A 17,830-nucleotide genomic window follows, 5' to 3' on the forward strand; every position below is an offset into this window, starting at 1 on the left:
ATTAATTTTCAGTTATTTTGGCGAAATAATAAAACGAGATCTGAGTCTCAAATCTCATTTCTCAAATCATATCTCATATCTCAAGAATGAACAAAGCTATTTTTCTCGACCGCGATGGTGTACTCAACCACGAAATATACGATTATATCTGCCGCGTTGAAGATTTTAAAATCTTAGATTACCAAATCCCTGTACTAAAAAAACTGTTCGATGAGGGTTATTTGCTGATTGTAATTACAAACCAGGGCGGTATTGCCTTAAAGCGTTACACCGAACAAGAACTGGCTATTATGCACCAGATGCTTCGCAATGCTTTTTTGGCTAAAGGCGCTGATATTGCAGGTTTTTATTATTGTCCGCATCACCCAACTGTTGGTGGGGAGTGTAAATGTAGAAAACCTGCTTCGGGAATGATTTTGGATGCAATTGATATGTATGATATTGATCCGGCACAATCTGTTATGATCGGTGATAAACCAAGAGATGTAGAAGCCGCAAATGGGGCAGGAGTGAAGGGTATTCTGATTGAACCTGATGAGCAGATTAGTTATGAGAAAGTTAAAGAGGTTCTTAGTCGAGAGTCTTTAGTCTAAAATTTCCGTGCAATCGCTTAAGACTTTAATTATCAGTCAGGCATCCAATTAGGGTATACATTATATCTTTATTGGTGCTTCACCTTAACGACCATTACAGATTTCAATAGATTTATCGTCATTGCGAGGAGGAACGACGAAGCAATCTTTCATGCTAGCAATTCTTCCTGTAAAGATTGCTTCGTCGGCTGAAAAAGCCTTCTCGCAATGACGATTTTTCCGAGATATACACACCATTAAATTCCCGTATCATTCATTATTTGACCTATAAATTGATTATTCTTCAGTGTGACCATTAAAATGAGTACGGTTGCCATCATTAACCCACCATAAGTGATGAATCACGAAGTTTAGAACGGGAAGGAGCGGATGAATGACTTAGTTAGTCGAAAACTCATGGCTTTCTAATTTGATTGGCCTTGCTAACCTTATAAAATCCTTTCTTACACATGGCATTTGAGATTTCTTAAGGTACCCTGGCCACCTAGACCTGATTGAAATGGCATTCCGGTAACAGATCAATTTATCTTTACTGAAAATCTACCGGAATATAATGAAAAGCAGGACTGAGGAAACCGATTTGCACTGGTTCTGCTCTCCAAAAAAAAACATGTAAAATGGGAGAGGGAAGATGTAATCGGCAATAGCAAGCGCCAATAAATCTTAATGGTCTTAACTTCCTTAATGGTAGAAAAAATAGAAAATGTAAGAGGGAAAAGGGATGATGTAACCTGCCATAGCAAGCGCCAATAAAAATCTTAATTGCCTTGACTTAACTTCTTAATAGCAGAAAGAATGTAAAATGAAACAGGGAAGACTGGAGATGTAGCCTGCTATTTGCCTATTATACATCTTACATTATCCATAAAACAAAAAATCCCAAGTCTTAAACCGGAAACCCGACTCAAGACTTAGGATTCAAGACTTTCGACTTTTAAAACTATTTACCCGCTGCTTTAGCGTGATCGGCTAGGAATGTAGCTAAACCGCTATCGGTTAATGGGTGTTTTAATAAACCAACAATAGCTGCTAATGGTGCAGTAATTACATCAGCACCTAGTTTAGCACAGTTTACAATGTGCAATGGTCCGCGGATTGATGCCGCTAGAATTTGAGTTTCATATCCATAGTTATCAAAAATTGTTCTGATATCTTCAATTAAAACTAAACCATCGCTGGAAATATCATCTAAACGACCCAAAAATGGAGAAACATAAGTAGCTCCTGCTTTCGCTGCCAATAAAGCCTGTCCGGCTGAGAAAATTAAAGTACAATTTGTTTTAATTCCTTTTGAAGAGAAATATTTAATGGCTTTAACACCATCTTTGATCATTGGAACTTTAACTACAATTTTCGGGTTTAAAGCTGCTAGTGCTTCACCTTCTTTAATAATTTCATCAAAAGTGGTCGAAATCACTTCTGCGCTTACATTATCGTCAACAATATCGCAAATTGCTTTGTAATGGTTAATTACATTTTCATCACCGGTAATACCTTCTTTAGCCATTAAGCTAGGGTTGGTGGTTACGCCATCTAAAATGCCAAGATCTTGCGCTTCTTTGATTTGATCAAGATTTGCTGTGTCAATAAAAAATTTCATGTTTATAAATTCTTAAAATGATTATTAGGTTCTGCTGCTAGAACCCCTGAAGAATTTAGTATCCCCCCTTCAGGGGATTAAGGGGGTAAAAAAAGGGCAAGCACCTTCTATCGCACCGCTACAACCTTCTACCCTTGCTGTGTTCCCACCCTGGGGGAGTTCAAAGGGAGCTGGTCGTAAAAGACTTGCCCGGCCACAAAGGTAGAAAAAGAAGTTGTTTCGCAAAATGCATTTTTGCATTTTTTTTCACTTTTAAGCTATGTGGCTGATTAGTAAATCAATAAAATGAAAGTGTGTATTTTTCAGCTTACACATAAAAAAGCGCTTTGCCGAAAGTTTAAAACTATACATTAATAAACAAATAAACCATTCATATCTTAAGATAAAATTAAAACGATTTATATTCAATTTTTGCGCAAAAAAGTGAATTTACAGCTAAATATTACTATTATACATTTTGTAAAATTATATAATTATTATTACCATTATTTCAATTTAAACGTTTTAAATTACATAAGAACTAAAAATTTTCCAAAAATCCTATCAACTCTGTAATTTAAAATATCTTTTTCATATCTTAGTGTTTCCTATACACTAACAACTAACGAGCAAAGAATGGAACCAAACAGTGGATTGTACGATGCGCAATTTGAACACGATGCCTGCGGTATTGGGTTCGTTGCACATGTGAAAGGGCGGAAATCGCATCAAATCATCTCTGATGCACTTACTATTTTAGAGAATCTAGATCATAGAGGGGCATGTGGAGCAGAACCAAATACAGGCGATGGCGCAGGTATTATGATTCAGATTCCTCACGAATTTTTTTACGACGAATGTTTAAAAGCGGGTTTTAGCCTACCAGAAACCAATAATTATGGTGTTGGTATGTTATTTATGCCTAAGGATATCAGATCCAGAGAAGAATGCAGGGAACTGATTTACCGTGCAGCTGAAAAGCTGGGCCTGGAAATTTTAGGTTTTAGAAAAGTTGATGTTAACACAACAGATATCGGCAATATGGCTCTTTCTGTTGAACCAGAAATTGAGCAGGTATTTATTGCCCGTCCATACGCGGTAGCACCAGGTGCAGATTTCGAACGTAAACTTTATATCTTTAAAAATTATCTGATCAAACTGATCGTAAATACCGTTCATGGCGGTAAAGATTTTTACATTGTTTCGCTTTCTGCCCAAACCATTATATATAAAGGTCAGCTCACTTCATTACAGGTACGTACTTATTTTACCGATCTTACCGATAAGCGCATGGTTTCTGCTTTAGGTTTGGTGCACTCGCGTTTTGCAACCAATACTTTCCCATCATGGAGACTGGCTCAACCATTCCGCTTTATTGCACACAATGGTGAGATCAATACCTTGCAAGGAAACTTAAACTGGTTTAGGGCGGGTGTTAAATCTTTTGCTTCTGCTTACTTTACACCAGAAGAATTGGATATGCTATTGCCTGTAATTGATGAAACCAACTCAGATTCAGGCTGTTTAGATAATGTTATTGAATTATTACTTCACTCTGGAAGAAGCCTGCCTCATGTATTAATGATGCTGGTGCCAGAGGCATGGGATGGCAACGAAGATATGGATCCTGTAAAAAAGGCATTTTACGAATTCCACGCCACTTTAATGGAGCCATGGGATGGACCTGCGGCCATTGCTTTTACTGATGGTAAATTAATTGGCGCTACTTTAGACCGTAACGGTCTCCGTCCTTCGCGTTATGCCATTACTTCTGATGACCGTGTAATTATGGGTTCTGAAGCTGGTGCACTAGCCATCGACCAGAGCACGATAATCGAAAAAGGCCGTTTAACCCCTGGCAAAATGTTCGTAGTAAATATGGAGCAGGGCAGGATTATCAGCGATAACGAAATTAAAGAAGAAGTTTGTGGCAAAAGCCCTTACGGCGATTGGATTAATCAATATCAGATCCGCTTAGAAGAATTACCTGAGCCGCGTGTAATGTTTACCGGCCTATCAACTGAATCTATTTTCAAATATCAGCAGGTTTTTGGTTACAGCAGGGAAGATATAGATCTTTTGCTTAAACCAATGGCTATTGAAGGCAAAGAGCCAATCGGTTCGATGGGTACTGATACACCATTGGCTATTTTATCCAAACGTCCACAACACTTATCTTCTTATTTTAAGCAGTTATTCGCACAGGTAACCAATCCACCAATTGACCCAATCAGGGAGAAAGTGGTGATGAGTTTGGCCAGTTTTATGGGCAGCATGGGTAACCTGCTGGAAGAAACACCAAAACAGGCACACTGTGTGGCTATTAAACATCCTATTTTAACCAACCAGGAATTAGAGAAATTAAGAAGTATTGATACTGGCGTTTTCCAGGCCAAAACTTTACAAACTTATTTCAGGGCCGATGGTAAACCAGGCGCTATGGCTAAAGCTTTAGACCGTTTATGCCGTTATGCGGTTGATGCGGTTGAGGATGGTTTCCAGGTGATTGTATTAACCGATAGGGCTATCGATTCTGAACATGCTGCAATGCCTTCTTTATTGGCCGTTTCGGCAGTACACCATCATTTAATCCGTAAAGGATACCGTGGTGCTGTAGGTATTGTAATAGAAGCTGGCGATATTTGGGAAGTACATCACTTCGCTACTTTATTAGGCTTTGGTGTTACGGCAATAAATCCTTATCTCGCTTTAGAAACGATTAATGGTTTTCAGCAAGAATCTGGTTTATCAGCAGAACGACTTACTAAAAACTATATCTACGCCGTAAATAGCGGTTTGCTTAAAATTTTCTCTAAAATGGGTATCTCAACCCTGCAATCATACCAGGGTGCACAGATTTTTGAGATTTTAGGCTTAAATAAACAAGTTGTGAATACTTATTTCACAGGTGCAGTTTCACGTATTGGTGGTTTAGGCCTGGATGAAATTGCAAAAGAAACTTTAATTAAACACCACCGTAGTTTTGGCCCGCTAACACAAACCGAAAACTTATTGCCAGCAGGTGGAACCTATAAATTCCGTCGTAAAGGTGAAGCGCATTTGTTTAATCCGCAAACCATTCACTTGTTACAAAACGCAACACGCAAAAACGATTATAATATCTTCAAACAATACTCTAAGTTGGTGAATGAGCAAACACAGCAGGCTTATACCATCCGCGGATTATTCGAATTTAACTATAGCCGTCCGTCAGTACCTTTAAATGAGGTAGAATCAACCGAGGCAATTTTAAAAAGATTTGCAACAGGAGCCATGTCTTTCGGTTCAATCTCTCACGAGGCGCACTCTACATTGGCAATTGCCATGAATCGTATCGGCGGCAAGAGCAATACCGGAGAAGGCGGTGAAGATGAAATGCGTTATACCAAATTGCCAAATGGCGATAGCATGCGTTCAGCAATTAAACAAGTTGCTTCTGCACGTTTTGGTGTAACGAGTTATTATTTAACCAATGCTGATGAGTTACAGATTAAAATGGCTCAGGGCGCTAAACCAGGAGAGGGTGGCCAGTTACCTGGACACAAAGTAGATGATTGGATTGCAAAAGTTCGTCACTCTACGCCGGGTGTAGGTTTAATTTCGCCTCCTCCACACCACGATATTTATTCGATCGAGGATTTAGCACAGTTAATTTACGATCTTAAAAATGCCAACCGCGCAGCCAGGATCAATGTTAAACTCGTATCTAAAGCTGGCGTAGGTACTATAGCAGCTGGTGTGGCCAAGGCACATGCTGATGTAATTCTAGTTTCAGGTTTTGATGGTGGTACAGGTGCTTCGCCGTTAACTTCTATCCAGCACGCTGGTTTGCCTTGGGAACTTGGCTTAGCAGAAGCACACCAGACTTTGGTTAAAAACAAATTGCGTAACCGTATCGTGTTGCAAACAGATGGTCAGCTTAAAACAGGCAGGGATATCGCGATTGCAGCATTATTAGGTGCTGAAGAATGGGGTGTTGCTACAGCAGCATTGGTAACTTCAGGCTGTATCATGATGCGCAAATGCCACTTAAATACTTGTCCGGTTGGAGTTGCTACGCAAGATCCGGAATTAAGAAAACTATTTACCGGCGATGCAGATCATGTGGTAAACTTATTTTATTTCCTTGCTGAAGAATTACGTGAAATTATGGCTGAACTAGGTTTTAGAACCATCCACGAAATGATCGGCCAGGCTGATATTTTAAAAGTACGCGAACTGCCTACTGAAGACTGGAAATTGAAACATCTTGATTTATCGGCCATATTATATAAAGCAGAGGAAAATGGTTTGCCCCTATATAACACAGAAAGTCAGGACCATGGTTTAGATCAGGTTTTAGATCATCAGTTAATTGCTGCTGCACAACCTGCTATTGATCATAACGAACCTGTATTTGCCAGCTTTGAGGTAAAAAATACTGATCGTGCATTGGGTACCATGTTATCAAATGAAATATCTAAAGTTCATTTAGGCGCTGGTTTACCGCCAGATACAATCAACTTTAAATTTGTTGGCTCTGCCGGACAAAGTTTCGGTGCTTTCAATACCCGTGGGGTAACGTTATCATTAGAAGGTGAAGCAAACGATTACGTAGGTAAAGGATTATCAGGTGCCAGATTAGCTATTTATCCTTTCTCAAATTCAACATTTATCCCTGAGCAGAATATTATTATCGGTAATGTGGCTCTTTACGGAGCAACTTCTGGTGAGCTATTTGCCCGTGGTAAAGCAGGTGAGCGTTTTGCTGTACGTAACTCAGGCGCAACAGCCGTTGTTGAAGGCGTGGGCGATCACGGTTGTGAATACATGACTGGTGGTGAAGTACTGATTCTTGGTGATACCGGCAGTAATTTCGCTGCAGGGATGAGCGGTGGTGTAGCATGGATTTATGATGCCAATGGATCTTTCGAACGCAAATGCAATAAAGAAATGGTTGATTTAGATCCACTGCAGGCAGAAGATGAAGAGCGTATTTTAGCTTTACTTAAAACGCATATCCGCTTAACGGATAGTAAAGTAGCGGAGTTTATCTTAAGTGATTGGAAAACACAATCTGCTCATTTTGTAAAAGTATTCCCTAAAGAATATAAAGCAGTATTAAGCAAACGTAACCAACAAGTAAAAACACACTAGGCCATGGGAAAAGTAACAGGATTTCAAGAATACGATAGAGTTGCACCCACCAGAGAAGAGGCTGCAACACGTGTAAAACATTACGGTGAATTTTTAAATAATTTACCTCCACAAGAATTAAATAATCAAGCTGCCCGTTGTATGGATTGCGGCGTACCTTTTTGCCAATCAGGTTGCCCATTGGGTAATGTGATACCAGAATTTAACGATGCCGTTTATCAGGGTAAATGGGAACTAGCGACCAATATTTTATTAAGCACCAATAATTTTCCAGAATTTACCGGTAGGATTTGTCCAGCCCCATGCGAATCAGCATGTGTATTAGGCATCAACCGGCCACCAGTGTCTATCGAAGAAATTGAAAAGCACATCATTGAAATTGCTTTCGAAAAGGGATTTATCAAAGCTAAAGCACCTTTAATCAGAACGGGTAAAAAAGTTGCCGTAATTGGTTCAGGTCCGGCAGGCTTAGCTGCTGCTGCTCAGTTAAATAAAGTTGGACATGAAGTTACGGTTTTCGAACGTGATGATGCCCCGGGTGGATTATTAAGGTATGGTATTCCTGATTTTAAACTACAGAAAAATGTAGTAGATCGCCGTATTGATTTGATGAAAGAAGAAGGCATCATTTTTAAATGCAATGCCAATGTAGGCGGAAATGTAGAAATAGGTACTTTGTTGCGCGACTTTAATGCGATTGTATTGGCAGGTGGTTCAACTATTCCACGCGATCTACCCATTGATGGTCGTTCGGCTAAAGGTGTGCATTTTGCAATGGACTTTTTGAAACAACAAAATAAACGGGTAGCAAGCAGAGCTGTTGAAACGGAAGATATTATGGCTACAGGTAAAAATGTAATTGTAATTGGTGGTGGTGACACCGGATCTGATTGTATTGGTACTTCAAACCGTCATGGAGCGAAATCAGTTACACAATTTGAGATTATGCCAATGCCTCCTCAGGTACGCAATGAGCATATGCCTTGGCCAAATTATCCAATGTTGTTAAAAAATACTTCTTCTCATGAAGAAGGTGCACAAAGAGCATGGTCCGTTAATACCAAAAACTTTATTGCTGATGAAAAAGGCAACCTTAAAGCATTAAAAGTAATTGATGTGGAGTGGGAGATTGATGCGAACGGGCGTCCGATTACATTCAAAGAAGTTGCGGGTACCGAGAGGGATCTTCCATGTGAACTGGTATTACTGGCAATGGGATTTTTACATCCTCAAAAAGAAGGTTTAATTGAAAAACTAGGTGTAGAGTTAGATAATCGTGGAAACGTGAAGGCATCTGAACATACATACCAAACTAATATTGCGAAGATTTTTGCTGCTGGTGATGTTCGCCGCGGACAATCATTAGTGGTTTGGGCCATTTCAGAAGGTAGAGAAGCTGCCCGCAAGGTAGATGAATACTTAATGGGCGCAACTAAATTAGCATCTAAAGATGCAGTAGCATATGCTTAAATAGGTTTTAAATTTATATTTTTTGGGTCGTGGTGAAAACCACGACCTTTTTTTTGCTTTATACTATGAAACTTATCTAGTAATAGAAATAGATTTTATAGAATAAAATATTCTCTATCGTTTTCACTTCAAGAGAACATATGCTGTCATATACTGTCCGTAGAGTTAAGCGCAGTGTCTCTACGGATTGGGAATAGGGATGAGTTTTAAACTCAGCAAGCACGAGTCTGAGACTCTTATTCATTCTACAATCCGTAGAGCCCTTCGGAACTCTACGGACAGGACGGAATGATGGTAAGAATAAACGATATGTTATAAACAAAAATTAAAACAACTTCAATTGTTCATCTCTCAGTGGCTTTTCTTTCCCAAAAACTGTTCTACCACCATATTTCCAGCTTTCAGCGCGTTCTTTTTGAATCACTTTTTCAAAATCCATATTCGGTATAAAGTCTTTTTCAGCATTGCGGGTAATTTGATGAAGTGACTTTATCGCTTGTTGTTTATCGGTATTGCCAATCTTCGCCTTTTCTATTGCCTTTTGTAAAACACTTATTGTTTCATCGTAAACGTTTACGGGAACAGGAAAGGGGTGACCATCTTTACCACCATGCGCGAAAGAATAACGTGCAGGATCAGTAAAGCGGGAAGGTGTGCCATAAATCACCTCACTCACTAAAGCCATAGATTGTAAAGTTCTTGGACCCATGCCTTCCAATAATAACAGTTCCTCAAAGTCTTTTGGCTGTTTTTCCTGTGCCAGCCACAAGATACTTCCTAAACGTTTTAAATCTACATCTTTTGCTTTCACATCATGATGATTGGGTAATACCAACTTTTGTATTTCATCGAGCATCCGTATGGGCGATTCAGCTGTAATACTCATCATACTTTGCCTTGTCTGGTCAGCATTGTTAGCCGTTAAATTCAGGATTTGACCTTGGTTAATGCCACAGATACCTGTATGTGGCTCTTCTACAAAAGATTTTAGATTTTCAGAATGCCAGTGGTATCTTCTCGCTGTTGCGCTACTATCGCTCATGCCTTGCTGTACTACTGCCCAATCGCCTTCATTACTTAAAACAAAACTATGGAGGTACAGTTGAAATCCATCTTGAATGGCAGTATTATCTACTTTTGCACTGAGTTTACTAGCCCGAACCAATTCTGTACCATTTAAACCTGTTTTATCCGCAATTTTTAAAAGTTCATTGGGTGTTTCCCTACTGTGCTTGCCTTTGCCTCCACAAATGTAGATTCCCAACTCTTTAGATATGGGATTTATCGATTTCTTCAACGCACCCATTACTGATGTGGTAATTCCTGAAGAATGCCAGTCCATTCCCATTACCGCACCCAAGCTCTGAAACCAAAACGGACTGCTTAACCGACGTATCACTTCTGCTTTACCATACTCCAAAAGTATAGCTTCTGTTATCGCCAGGCCAAGTGCGGCCATACGCTGTGCCAACCAAGGTGGTACATGGCCATAATGTAAGGGTAAATCTGCGCTTCCTGATCTTTTCAATACTAACAAATTTAGTAAAAAAAATATTAAATTGAAAGATAGTTTGCACCAGGTTAAATTTAATTTTTAAACTGCTGATCTAAAAATTTAATCATTATTTTGGAAACCTCCTCAAACCAGGGATTAAATAACCAAAAGGGGTGAGGTGTATCAGGCAGGGTATGAACTTCTGAATAGATGCCAAAAGCTTTAATTTTTGCAATTAAATCGTCTCTACCGGCATGAAATCGGGTTGTAGAACTATTGATAAATAGCATTGGAACGGTATTTTGTCCGGCATGATTTAACGCTGAGGCATTATACCATACCGCCGGATTTTCTTTTAAATCTGCCCCAAGCCAAATCGCCGCAACAGATTTCCGGTTGGGATCTGTACTTACCTCAGCAGATTCAGGATGATCGAAAGCCAGTATACCATCTACGTCAATTACAGCCTGAACATGACTACTATGGCTATTTATTTTTTCCTTCTCGAACTGAGGATCATTGTTAGTTGTGCCAACTAAAGCAGCCAATTGTCCGCCGGCAGAAAATCCGGCTACCGAAATTTTATTGGTATCTATATTAAATTGTGCCGCATTTGCTTTTATCCATCTTATTGCATTTTTCAAATCATAAACTGCTGCCGGGAATTTTGCGTGGGTAGATAAGCGATAATCAGTAGTAACGGCCACATAACCGTTTTGAGCCATTTTTTGAGCCATCGGAATGTTCTGCGCACGATTACCAGAACGCCAGCCACCACCAAAAACAAATAAAACTGCGGGTGTTAGTTTTTTAGATTTCTTTGGATAAATTACATCCAGCAATAAATTCCCTGTTGGATATTTGGCATAAACAATATTGCGGCTGACTTTAAAATCACCTTTTTCTAATGGGTAGGCAATAGTAATGTAAGGGCGCTTCTTTTTTTCTTTAACATAAGTAGAATAGATGCTGAATGAAGTATCAGCAGGTATTTTTTGCGCCTGACTTGCGGTAAAATAGCATATAAAAATTAAGGTTAAAAATTTCATTATGGTAAATATATGGAATAGTTTAGCCGCTGATGAAACGTTTGAATTTATATTTTGTTAAGTTTAAACTTTAATGCAGCACCAGATTTAATGCGAAAATTTTTACAAAGTTTACTAAGTGCCTGGATTATTCGCATGTCGAATAAGTTTGGCTCAAACCCCAACCGTAAACGCATCCATGAGGCTTTAAATAAACTTTATGAGACTATTAACCTCAGCCCTGGAAAACGGGGACTGATTTTCGAAGTTACCGATACTGACAAATTCATCATTTTATCAGATCAACATAAAGGTGCCCGCGATGATGCTGACGATTTCGCTTTAGCTGAAAAGAATTACCTAAGGGCACTCGAATATTATAGCCAACAGGATTTCCATTACATAAATTTGGGTGATAGCGAGGAGCTTTGGGAGAATCTACTCGAATCAGTAATCAAACACAACAAAGAAACATTCGAAGCAGAGAAAGCTTTTATTGATAAAAATCATTTCACTAAAATATTTGGCAATCACGATTTGTATTGGGACAACGATCCCTTATCACAATTTAACCTGAAAAGGATATATGGAGAAGTCATTCGTATTTATGAAGGAGCAATATTAAGAATGACCGTAAAAGAAGGCAAACTGGATATTTTTCTCACCCACGGACACCAAGGCGACTTACAGAGTGATGGAAACTGGTCTAGTAAGTGGTTTGTAAGTACCATATGGGCACCACTTCAGTCGTATCTTCAGATTAACCTAAATACACCTGCTTACGACAATCAGCTTAAAACAGTGCACAATACATTGATGTACGATTGGGTCATCAACCAAAAAAATATCGCTTTAATTACCGGGCACACGCACCAACCCGTTTTTGCATCGTTAACACACCTTGAAAGGATTTACCTAAAACTAAACAAAGCCAAGGAAGAGAAAAATGCCACTGATCTTGCTTTTTTAAATGCCGAACTTCACAAACGTATAAAAGAAGGAGATAAAGCACCACTTTTCGGCAAATACAAGCCAGGTTATTTTAACAGTGGGTGCTGTTGTTTTAGTGATGGCGATATCACGGGTATCGAAATAGCTGATGGTTTTATCAGACTGATCAAATGGTCATACCATAAAAATAACATACCCGAAAGGATTTTATTGGAAGAAATGAAAATCAATGATTTATCAGATTTAAATCTATTTGATGGGTAATGCGACGTAGAAAGTAGTGCCTAAATCTTTACCATTGCTTTCTGCCCATAACTTACCTTTATGAATCTCAACAAGTGCATTGGCGGCAATTAATCCCAATCCATAGCTATTCTCACGATTAGTGCTTATCGAACTTAGCGGGACAAATTTCAAGAAAACTTTTTCTAAATCTTCTTCAGTTAAACCCACTCCATTGTCTTTTATTGCAACAGTTACCTCATTATCAGTTATTTTACTAGTAATAATAGTTTCATTTCCTATTGGCGAAAACTTGATCGCATTATCTATCAACTGACTAAAAACCATTGCGATTTTATCAGGATCAGCAAAAACCTCAACAGGTTCCTGAATATCAATTAGAATTGTCTGATTTTTGCGTTCAAACGATAGTGTAAATTCTTTTTTTACCTCTTCCAGTATCTGATTTAGATCTATTTTATCTTTTTTAGGTTTAAATGAGGTTGCTTCTTTCCGGGCAGCACTCAAAATACCATTCAGATTGTCAATCATTTTTTTCGATTGCGCATTAATCTTTCCGGCAATTAAAGATGTTTTGTCGTCAATACCGGGAATGCGCCCCAGCAATTCAGATTGAAGTGTAATAGTCGTCATTGGATTTTTCAGATCATGAACAAGCACATGTAAACGATCATCATAAGCCCTTAAAGTTCTTCTAATCGCCATTCTGGACTCCAATTTTTCCGCTACCATATCAGCTAAATGCTGTAGCATTTTTAACTGCCTGTCTTCAATGGGCTTAGCTGTCGTATCAGCCACGTAAATCAGACCAACTTGATAACCGTCAGGCGATACGATTGGCACTGAAGCAAAAAAAGCAAACCTGCCACTGTCCTGATCCTGAATAATTTCTAAAGCAGATCCACCAATCTCTGATTTTAAGAAAAAACAATCATTGCCTTCAAAGCAGATCCCGGCAAATGATACATCAAATATTTCGGCAGCCAATTGCGAAATCTGGTCAAAAGCATTTTCGGCAGGGGTATTTAAAATCTCATAATTATACAGCTTTTTCAAACGCATGGCTTCGTTTGAATAAATATCTTGTTCTGCTTTTTCGTATTGCATTTGTGGTACAGTTAATAGATAGATGAATAGCTAAAGGTAGAAATTATGTACAATACCATAAACAATTAAGCGTTAAATTTAGTTATTATAAGATTGGAGATTATAAAGCAGAAAGCATCAAAACTACCATCAAAAACAGATAAACAATGAGATTATACATAGAACGTAAACCTGTTAAGGTAAACCCAGATACGAAGAGAGTTATTGCCCGTTTTTTTTTTAATGGAGAGGAGAGAGCACTAGAGGTAATCCGAAAAGTTTTAGAATTTTCGGATGAAAAAGTATTTTCGTTGATATCGCCCATTTTACAAGAATATTCTAAAAGACACCGGAATATCACCAAAATCTTAACCCGACATTGTAAAAAATTAAAAAAACAATTTACGGCCTTAGGCACATCATTTGAAGACATTGATGAATACACCAGGTTGTTGATTGGTGCTTACTTTACACATGAATATTCAATAGAATCAGCCGCATTTTTTAATCCGAGCATTGTGGATGATCCTGATCAGACTGATTTGGTTGAAGGCGAAAAAAGAGTAATTATCAGCTTCAGGGCTGTAGGCGAGGGGCACATTTCTTCAATCGTCTTTCGCCGCGCTTTAATCGATAAAAATAATAATATCCAGGTTTTACCTGTTGGTAATTATGTTGATGAGGCTGAGGTTGTAAAAAATGCTATTTATGTAAAGAAATTATTCCTAAAAAAGGCGGCTTATGCACAGATTGATCCTGCTGTTTTAGAAGAAATTGAATCGAAACTTGATGATAAATTTGAATACACCAGTTTAAGCAATATCATTAAAGACTCTAAAAGTTTATACAAAGAAAATCCATCTCGGCTAATGGAGTACGATAAAATACTTTGGTTATCAGATACTTACCATACCATTACTTTTTCAAAAGATACGGATATTTCTGATCGTGTAATTTTCCCTATTTCAGAATTTGAACGTAAAGGTATTGAAGATGCGCGTTTCGTGAAATTTATTAAAGATGATGGCAAAGTATTATATTATGCTACCTATACTGCATTTGACGGCTCTTTAATTATCCCTAAACTCGTCCAAACCGAAGATTTTTATGAGTTTAAAGTAATCCCGCTTTATGGAGATGGTGCACAGAACAAAAATCTGGCATTATTTCCTCGAAAAATTAATGGAAAATATGTGATGATGAGCCGGATAGATGGATGGAACAATTACCTGATGTTTTCTGATAAGGTAAATGTATGGGAAAATCCTATTCTTTTAAAGCAACCCCGTTACGATTGGGAGCTGGTGCAAATTGGCAATTGTGGTTCGCCTATAGAAACCGAAAAAGGTTGGCTTGTAATTACACACGGAGTTGGACCAATGAGAAGATATTGCATTGGGGTAAGTTTATTGGATCTGGAAAACCCGAATATTGAAATAGGCCATTTAAAAGAGCCTTTAATTATCCCTAATAATGATGAAAGGGAGGGCTATGTACCAAATGTGGTTTATTCTTGTGGATCAATTATTAGTAATGGTGAATTGATTATACCTTATGGCTTATCAGATTATAGCTCATCATTTGCTACTGTAAATCTAGAATTGCTGTTAAACAGGCTATTAGAAAATAATTAGATTTTATATACTGCGCTTACCAATTGTGCTATCCTTTAGTGTAGATTGCATTATAATTAAATCCTGAAGTCATCTTATTCAATATCAAAGGTATTTAACGGGATGGCTTCTGCCTTTACTGATCAAAAAAGTTCATGCACAAAAAAAGCTGATTTATATCGAATCAGCTTTAATATTTCAAAGATAGTCTAAGCCTAGCTAATCTTATTTGCCTCCAGTAACGGTGAGGACAACGTTTCATATTCCATTTCGGCACTTTTCAAAATAGCCAGATGCGAGATGAAATAGGCCAATGTACTTTCTGCACCCTGGTTCCTGTTTACACTATTAAACTGCAATCCATCCGCACAACCATTGGTTTCATAATCGTATAAAGGAATATGAAGGCTGTTTTCGCCTAAGAACCATTTGTAGCTCATATGCATCAAATTCAGATATCGATCATCTTTCGTAATCTCGAAGGTTTTTGCATACAGTAGAACCATGGCCATTGTTTCTAAAGCTTGTTGATCATAAATCGGATTTTCACCATGCTTTTTCATCCAGCCAGCATTTCCAACAGGATTCAGGTATCCATTTTCAAAAGAAAAACTATTTAAAAACGCAATACTCTCCATAGCAACCTGGTACGATTCTTTGTTTCCGGTAGCTTCATAATGGTGAAGCAACGCCAGCGGCAAAATGGCATTATCATAGGTCAAAATATCTTCAAACCAGTGCCAGTCGCCATCTTTATTTTCTCTATAAGAAGCCACTAATGCATCCGCAAGCATATTAATTTCCTGGCTGATTAACTCATCTCCGGGATGTGCATTTAAGTAATAAGATAAACCAATAATCGTATTAGCCTTTCCTCTTAAATATTTAAGTTCTTTAAAATGTTTTATACAATGAGAAAACAATTCGCGCCCAAACTCACGGTAGGAATTATTTGGGGCACTTGAAACTAAATACCCCAATGCCCAGATGGTTCTTCCGAAAGAGTCTTCAGAGCCTACTTCATCTAAGTATTGCCGGTTAAAACTTAAGAAATTCCTGAAATTTCCATCTTCTGTTTGCATGTATTGGATAAAACTGAGGTATATTGGCATAAGAGCCAAAGCCCTTTTGTTTTTATCCTGCTCAACAGCCATTAAAGACATAATTAATGCCCTTGCATTATCATCAATACAATAGCCTTCTTTTAAATTTGGAATCCCAAAACGTGCATGTTGAATTATCCCAGTATCATCTGTGAGTAAGGCAATATGGTTTAAATTTAATGCTGGCATTCCTTCCACATCTATAATCGGCGGAATCGTTCTTTGTGCTTTAACCTCAGCGGATAGTGCCTCATTCAATACATTAAGATAAATACTTCCGATAGCTGGCCAACGCAGATTTAATCCATATTCGTAAGCATTTTTTTTCAGTTCCTGGTATTTATCGTTGTCACTTAAAAGATCATTAACAATTGCAGCAAGTTTATGGTGATCCTTAAAATCGAATAATTTACCTCTATTATCGGCCAATAGCTCTTGTGCATGCCAGTATGGAGTAGAAATTACCGCCGCACCGGCACCAATAGCATATGATAAAGTTCCGCTGGTAATCTGGGCTTCATTTAAATAAGGTGTAATGTATAAACAACATGCGGTTAAATACTGATGAAGTTCTTCTTCCGAAACGAATTTATTAACAAAAACAATATTTTTTTCCACGCCCAAATCCTTTGCCAGTGCTTTCAAACTGTCGCGATATTCTTCGCCATTATGTTTTACTACGCCAGGATGGGTATTGCCTAAAATCATATATAAAACATCAGGATGTTTAGCTACAATTTCCGGTAAAGCCTTGATTACAGTTTCTAAACCTTTATTTCTACTGATCAAACCAAATGTAAACAGTACTTTTTTACCCCTAAATAATTCACTCTGTGCAATTTGATTATTTACGATAGGTTCTAAATCCGGAACACCATGTTCTATCAATTGAATAGATACTTTGGGAATCTGATATATGCTGGTTAAAAACATTACCGCTTTTTTGCTCATTACCACCAGTTTCGCCGATTTAGATGCAATCTCCTTGATGATGGTTTGCTGCATAAAATTCGGCTCTTTTAAAACCGTATGCAAAATAGTAATGAACGGCTTTTTTAACCTGTTAATTAGTGAAAGTAAAAACACACCACTATTACCACCATATATGCCAAATTCGTGTTCAATAATACAAGTATCTACATCACTGTTATTGATAAAATCGGCTGCCTCAAGGTAATCTTGCTGATTTTGTTGTCGGATAACAAATTTTACTTCATTTGGATATTGATGTTCATTCACATCATCCGACTCATTCATCGCAACTACAAAACTCTTGTTGGCATCGTAAGTGGGATTTAAGCTTAAAGCATTAACCAGATTTTGATTGAAGGTAGCTAGGCCACATTCACGGGGCGGATAGGTAGAAATATAGGCTATTTTCATCTTTTTAAATGTTTTCAATTGTAATTACAATCATGATCTCTTTTTTCCCTCAATTACTTTGAAAAAGCATGATGGTTCACAAGTATTTCAATAAGGTTATGATTAAACAACATTATATAATTTAAATAGTTTGTTATTTGGCCGTTTTGC

10 protein-coding genes and 1 other RNA gene are annotated in these 17,830 nt (G+C 37.9%); 5 read left to right on the forward strand and 6 right to left on the reverse strand.

Features of this window, described 5'->3' with window-relative positions; genetic code table 11:
* Positions 1-86: 86 nt before the first annotated feature.
* Positions 87-593 carry a D-glycero-alpha-D-manno-heptose-1,7-bisphosphate 7-phosphatase gene (locus tag OQX63_RS00250; protein WP_090979197.1) on the forward strand — a complete coding sequence of 169 codons (507 nt, stop codon included), beginning with the start codon at positions 87-89 and terminating at the stop codon, positions 591-593.
* 940 nt (positions 594-1,533) lie between these two features.
* On the opposite strand, the gene fsa is transcribed toward OQX63_RS00250, so the two are convergent.
* Complete coding sequence (fsa, locus tag OQX63_RS00255; RefSeq protein ID WP_175633162.1) at positions 1,534-2,193, reverse strand: fructose-6-phosphate aldolase; 660 nt, start codon at positions 2,191-2,193, stop codon at positions 1,534-1,536.
* A gap of 91 nt (positions 2,194-2,284) precedes the next feature.
* Positions 2,285-2,384, reverse strand: an RNA gene (gene ffs / locus OQX63_RS00260) — signal recognition particle sRNA small type.
* A gap of 424 nt (positions 2,385-2,808) precedes the next feature.
* Between ffs and gltB the strand changes: the two genes are divergently transcribed.
* Both gltB and OQX63_RS00270 read left to right on the forward strand, forming a co-directional pair.
* Entirely contained in the window at positions 2,809-7,308 is a 4,500-nt protein-coding gene (gene gltB / locus OQX63_RS00265; protein WP_265848893.1) for a glutamate synthase large subunit, read from the forward strand.
* 3 nt (positions 7,309-7,311) lie between these two features.
* The gene (locus OQX63_RS00270; RefSeq protein ID WP_265848894.1) at positions 7,312-8,778 is read left to right on the forward strand and encodes a glutamate synthase subunit beta; all 1,467 of its coding nucleotides are present in this window, start codon (positions 7,312-7,314) and stop codon (positions 8,776-8,778) included.
* 325 nt (positions 8,779-9,103) lie between these two features.
* On the opposite strand, the gene OQX63_RS00275 is transcribed toward OQX63_RS00270, so the two are convergent.
* A complete protein-coding gene (locus tag OQX63_RS00275; RefSeq protein WP_265848895.1) occupies positions 9,104-10,306 on the reverse strand; it encodes a DUF763 domain-containing protein in 1,203 nt (400 codons plus the stop codon).
* Between the two features lie 59 nt (positions 10,307-10,365).
* Positions 10,366-11,322 (reverse strand): alpha/beta hydrolase, encoded by a 957-nt coding sequence (locus OQX63_RS00280; RefSeq protein WP_265848896.1) that lies wholly within the window; start codon positions 11,320-11,322, stop codon positions 10,366-10,368.
* 90 nt (positions 11,323-11,412) lie between these two features.
* On the opposite strand from OQX63_RS00280, the gene OQX63_RS00285 reads away from it, so the two are divergent.
* Positions 11,413-12,516, forward strand: coding sequence for a metallophosphoesterase (locus tag OQX63_RS00285; protein ID WP_265848897.1), 1,104 nt, complete (start codon positions 11,413-11,415; stop codon positions 12,514-12,516).
* On the opposite strand, the gene OQX63_RS00290 is transcribed toward OQX63_RS00285, so the two are convergent.
* Positions 12,502-13,602: a sensor histidine kinase gene (locus OQX63_RS00290; RefSeq protein ID WP_265848898.1), complete on the reverse strand. Its 1,101-nt coding sequence runs from the start codon at positions 13,600-13,602 to the stop codon at positions 12,502-12,504. The two genes, OQX63_RS00285 and OQX63_RS00290, sit on opposite strands and share 15 nt — an antisense overlap.
* 146 nt (positions 13,603-13,748) lie before the next feature.
* Here OQX63_RS00290 and OQX63_RS00295 point away from each other — a divergent pair, with 146 nt between their 5' ends.
* Positions 13,749-15,215 (forward strand): glycoside hydrolase family 130 protein, encoded by a 1,467-nt coding sequence (locus OQX63_RS00295; protein WP_265848899.1) that lies wholly within the window; start codon positions 13,749-13,751, stop codon positions 15,213-15,215.
* Positions 15,216-15,409: 194 nt separating this feature from the next.
* Here the strand turns inward: OQX63_RS00295 and OQX63_RS00300 are convergent, their stop codons facing one another.
* Positions 15,410-17,680, reverse strand: a complete 2,271-nt coding sequence (locus OQX63_RS00300; protein ID WP_265848900.1) for a glycosyltransferase family 4 protein — start codon at positions 17,678-17,680, stop codon at positions 15,410-15,412.
* Positions 17,681-17,830: the final 150 nt, after the last annotated feature.

This window comes from Pedobacter sp. PF22-3 (assembly GCF_026239555.1).
Taxonomy (GTDB): Bacteria; Bacteroidota; Bacteroidia; order Sphingobacteriales; family Sphingobacteriaceae; genus Pedobacter.

What these genes read in the sequence shown, in the direction of transcription:
- fsa (WP_175633162.1), bottom strand. Translation starts at nt 2,193, where the DNA reads ATGAAATTTTTTATTGACACAGCAAATCTTGATCAAATCAAAGAAGCG.
- OQX63_RS00270 (WP_265848894.1), top strand. Translation starts at nt 7,312, where the DNA reads ATGGGAAAAGTAACAGGATTTCAAGAATACGATAGAGTTGCACCCACC.
- OQX63_RS00280 (WP_265848896.1), bottom strand. Translation starts at nt 11,322, where the DNA reads ATGAAATTTTTAACCTTAATTTTTATATGCTATTTTACCGCAAGTCAG.
- OQX63_RS00295 (WP_265848899.1), top strand. Translation starts at nt 13,749, where the DNA reads ATGAGATTATACATAGAACGTAAACCTGTTAAGGTAAACCCAGATACG.
- gltB (WP_265848893.1), top strand. Translation starts at nt 2,809, where the DNA reads ATGGAACCAAACAGTGGATTGTACGATGCGCAATTTGAACACGATGCC.
- OQX63_RS00300 (WP_265848900.1), bottom strand. Translation starts at nt 17,680, where the DNA reads ATGAAAATAGCCTATATTTCTACCTATCCGCCCCGTGAATGTGGCCTA.
- OQX63_RS00250 (WP_090979197.1), top strand. Translation starts at nt 87, where the DNA reads ATGAACAAAGCTATTTTTCTCGACCGCGATGGTGTACTCAACCACGAA.
- OQX63_RS00290 (WP_265848898.1), bottom strand. Translation starts at nt 13,602, where the DNA reads ATGCAATACGAAAAAGCAGAACAAGATATTTATTCAAACGAAGCCATG.
- OQX63_RS00285 (WP_265848897.1), top strand. Translation starts at nt 11,413, where the DNA reads ATGCGAAAATTTTTACAAAGTTTACTAAGTGCCTGGATTATTCGCATG.